At 58.6% G+C, this 3,162-nt stretch carries 2 protein-coding genes and 1 pseudogene; 2 read left to right on the top strand and 1 reads right to left on the bottom strand.

The window, feature by feature from the left end; translation table 11 throughout:
* Positions 1-1,108: hypothetical protein (locus tag ACOSYY_RS06045; protein ID WP_421661366.1), on the top strand; the 1,108-nt coding region annotated here is incomplete at its 5' end.
* Positions 1,109-1,198: 90 nt separating this feature from the next.
* On the opposite strand, the gene ACOSYY_RS06040 is transcribed toward ACOSYY_RS06045, so the two are convergent.
* Positions 1,199-2,395: a hypothetical protein gene (locus tag ACOSYY_RS06040; RefSeq protein WP_421661365.1), complete on the bottom strand. Its 1,197-nt coding sequence runs from the start codon at positions 2,393-2,395 to the stop codon at positions 1,199-1,201.
* 328 nt (positions 2,396-2,723) lie between these two features.
* On the opposite strand from ACOSYY_RS06040, the pseudogene ACOSYY_RS06035 reads away from it, so the two are divergent.
* A pseudogene (locus tag ACOSYY_RS06035) lies at positions 2,724-3,162 on the top strand (hypothetical protein); the annotation flags it as partial.

Raw genomic sequence — 3,162 nt, 5'->3', positions numbered from 1 at the left:
GACGGAGCAGATCGATGGAACGACATGGTTTGGATTGACCCGCACCTACCGAATAACGCCTATGGAACCGAAAAAGTTTACGGTTCCCCGCCTCCCGATCCTGCTGCATCCGGGATTGGCTCCGAAGCCGGTCACGGTCTGGTCACCGTCCAGGACGTTTTCGGTCCGTGTTCCGGCAGGCGCCAAAGGGGCGGCCGTTTTTCTGGCCACCGGTCATCTCGAGATGGCGCAACGATTCGATCGCGCGCTGGACGGACTGAAGGTCGGCGATGCATTCGCGAGAACGGTCACGATCACGGCGAAGGATACGCACGCGATGTTCTTGCCGCCGATCGCATTCGTGCCGGTGGAAGGGTTGACCGTGTATCCCAACGCGGCGCAGGTGGACAATATTTCGAAAGACCGACAAGGATTCATCGGCGGGCGCAGGGTCGATTCCGCAACCTACGTGGCCCAGAAGCCGGGGCACTATGAACTGCCGGAGATCGTGGTGCAATGGTGGGATCTCAGCAGAAGAAAGCTGCGGGAGCGTCGCCTGCCTCCTGTGACATTCGACGCCGCGCCTCATCCCGGCGCTCGATCTGAATTCGGCATTCCCGCTGAGGAGCAAGACACGCAATCCGTTGAATCCCGGATAAATCGGAAAGTATGGGCAAAAGCCGCCGGCACGATCCTCATGGGGATGATTGCCGGCTGGCTGTTGCGCCGGAAAATCAGAAATTTGTGGCAGGAATTATCCATCCATCGAATCGAACGGCGCCGGCGGTATGAAATGTCCGAGGCAGCCGCCTTCGCGCGGTTGCGCGACGCGGCGGATCGCGGTGATGAGGCGGACACCATACGCCTGCTCTATCAATGGCTGGACCGCTGCGGAGGAATCGGGAAGCCGGCGCTCGTCGAACATTCGGTAACGATGGCGCAGGATGAAGAATTCAAGAAGGCAAGTGAACGGTTGCTTGCCGGCCGCTTTGCCATCACAGGAGCTGCGTCAGCGCCCTCCGCAAGGGACGCTTTGTCTCGATCGTTACCGCGGGTACGCCGGCATCTCTTCCGTGAGCCGCAGAGACGGGAAGCCGAACGACGACTCGCGCCGCTCAATCCCGAGTGAAGCGGTGCAACGAGAGGAGAGTGGCCGAACCAAGAAAGGTCTAGACCGACAGGGAGAGTCACATGAAGGGAGATGAATCCTTGTGTCGTCTTACAAGACCAGCTTCAGCAAAAGGTTGAGCACCTCATCCATTGGAACCAGTGTGGCAACCAACGGGAGAAATGGAACCAAGGCCACAATCAGCAATTTCAACACGTCGTCTTTATACAGAGGAATGACGGACATTTGCCGCACCGCCACCATCGTGGTTCCCATGTGCGCCACCGCGCGAAAATCGACGCCCGGGTCCTCTTCCAACGAATGCCCGGTGAGCCACTTCCGATCGATCCGTTGAATGTGCCGGCTGGACAGCGCGCCATACTGGAACACCGCGGACTCCTTCGCTTCGTACAGCCGAGGGATGAATGCCAGCAATGGACCGGCAATCAATAGAAGCAGAAAGACAACGAGCCCACCGATTTCCCATTGATGCTGCGCAATCGAGTCCCCCTCATAGACAATGAAGTCGGCCATGCCCCCCGCGGTGAGCGCCGTCGTTGCGAACACAAACAGCGTGAATGCCGATAGAGATTCGCTCAGAAATCCAAACCCTCCGGCCCCGTCACGGTGGGCCGGGGAAATCCGAAGCTCGAGCCGGGAAATCTGCCGCAACAGCCGCCACCACAATGTGATTCGCCAGAGCCATCTCAAGAGCAGGAATGAATACAGCGGGAACCCCACGAGGAAGTACCACCCTCCGGCCATGGAAAGGACGTGGCGCCCGTCTCTCAACGGCAAGCGCCACGTCGTTTCCGGATAATAAAGGACGTAGACAAAGGCGATCAGGCTGTGGACGTAGGCGAGGCCGATCACGGCCATTTCCGCCCGCCCTGAGTGGCTCAGGCGCACAGTGTCGGAAAGGACTTGAGCGAAGCGCGCCCGCGCTTCGTGTGCGATCAGGCACGCATGCTCAAACTGTCGCACGATGGACCGCAGCTGATCTCCGCACGCTGCCTCGGCAAAGAGAAAGATCGGCACGGTGACGAGGAATCGAACGTTGACCTCGAAGTCCATCAGAAACGATTCGAGCCGCGTGGGTCCGATCGCCAGTCCTTCCGCGGCCGAGAGCAGCATCATCGGAACCCATGCCACGAGCAGCGCATAGAGCGCGGCCAGTCCTAGACGGCGTTCTCCCGGTCTGATCACACGGATCCGCTGCTGCAGGCGGTACAGGGGGCCCCCGGTGAAGATCGGAAATTCTGACGAGGATGAAGCGTCGGATTGTCCAGGCTCGCTCATGCCGGTCACGATCTCAATCCCCGGAAGATCCTGGGCCGTTTTCGATTGGGTTTCTTCACCAGCCGGCAGCCCACACGATTCGTGCCTGTGTCAGGCCTTTTCCCCTCGGGCGAAATTCAGGCGAACAATTCCGTAAGGAGGATAGTTCAAATCGATGTTGATGTAAATGGCCGTAACAATCCGCGAACTCGTTCAACTATCGCGCTCTGCATTAGACATTCGCGCAATCGCCAGCACTGGAAGTGGTGACGTACGTTCTAGGGATTGTCCCAGTTCAGATCGTTCACCTGCTATGCGACATGACTAACTTTACTGATCCTAAACATTAGGAGGCGAAATGAGGGTGAAGCGAAAAAGTTTGACGATCATTGCCGAGCGACATTCCAGTCATTGGACTCTTTTTCAGAACATCTTCCGCGCAACGGTGTTGATGTCATCGTGGAGCCTGTTGCCCATGGCGGTGCCGGTCGCCCATTCACAGCCGGTGCCACCACCAGCGCTGGAAGAGCCGGTTCCGCCGCCAACCGTGACACCAAGTCCCGCCGTTCCGATGACAGAAGCCGAACGGGCCAGGGAAGCCGAGCGGTTGAGACAGGCTGAGCGCGTACAGGGCTCTCAGGTCATCGAAACCAGAGTCGAACATAAACAAGTACGCCCGAGCGAAAGCTACGTGGCAGGGTTCGGCGGCTATACCTTCGGCGGGGAATTTAACGACGTGGAAAGCACTGGGTCGTTGGGGGGCCTGTTGCCCGGAACGAATCGCGCTGATCGTAATC

This window comes from Nitrospira sp. BLG_2 (assembly GCF_049222245.1).
This window is presented reverse-complemented; position numbering and strand designations above follow the sequence as displayed.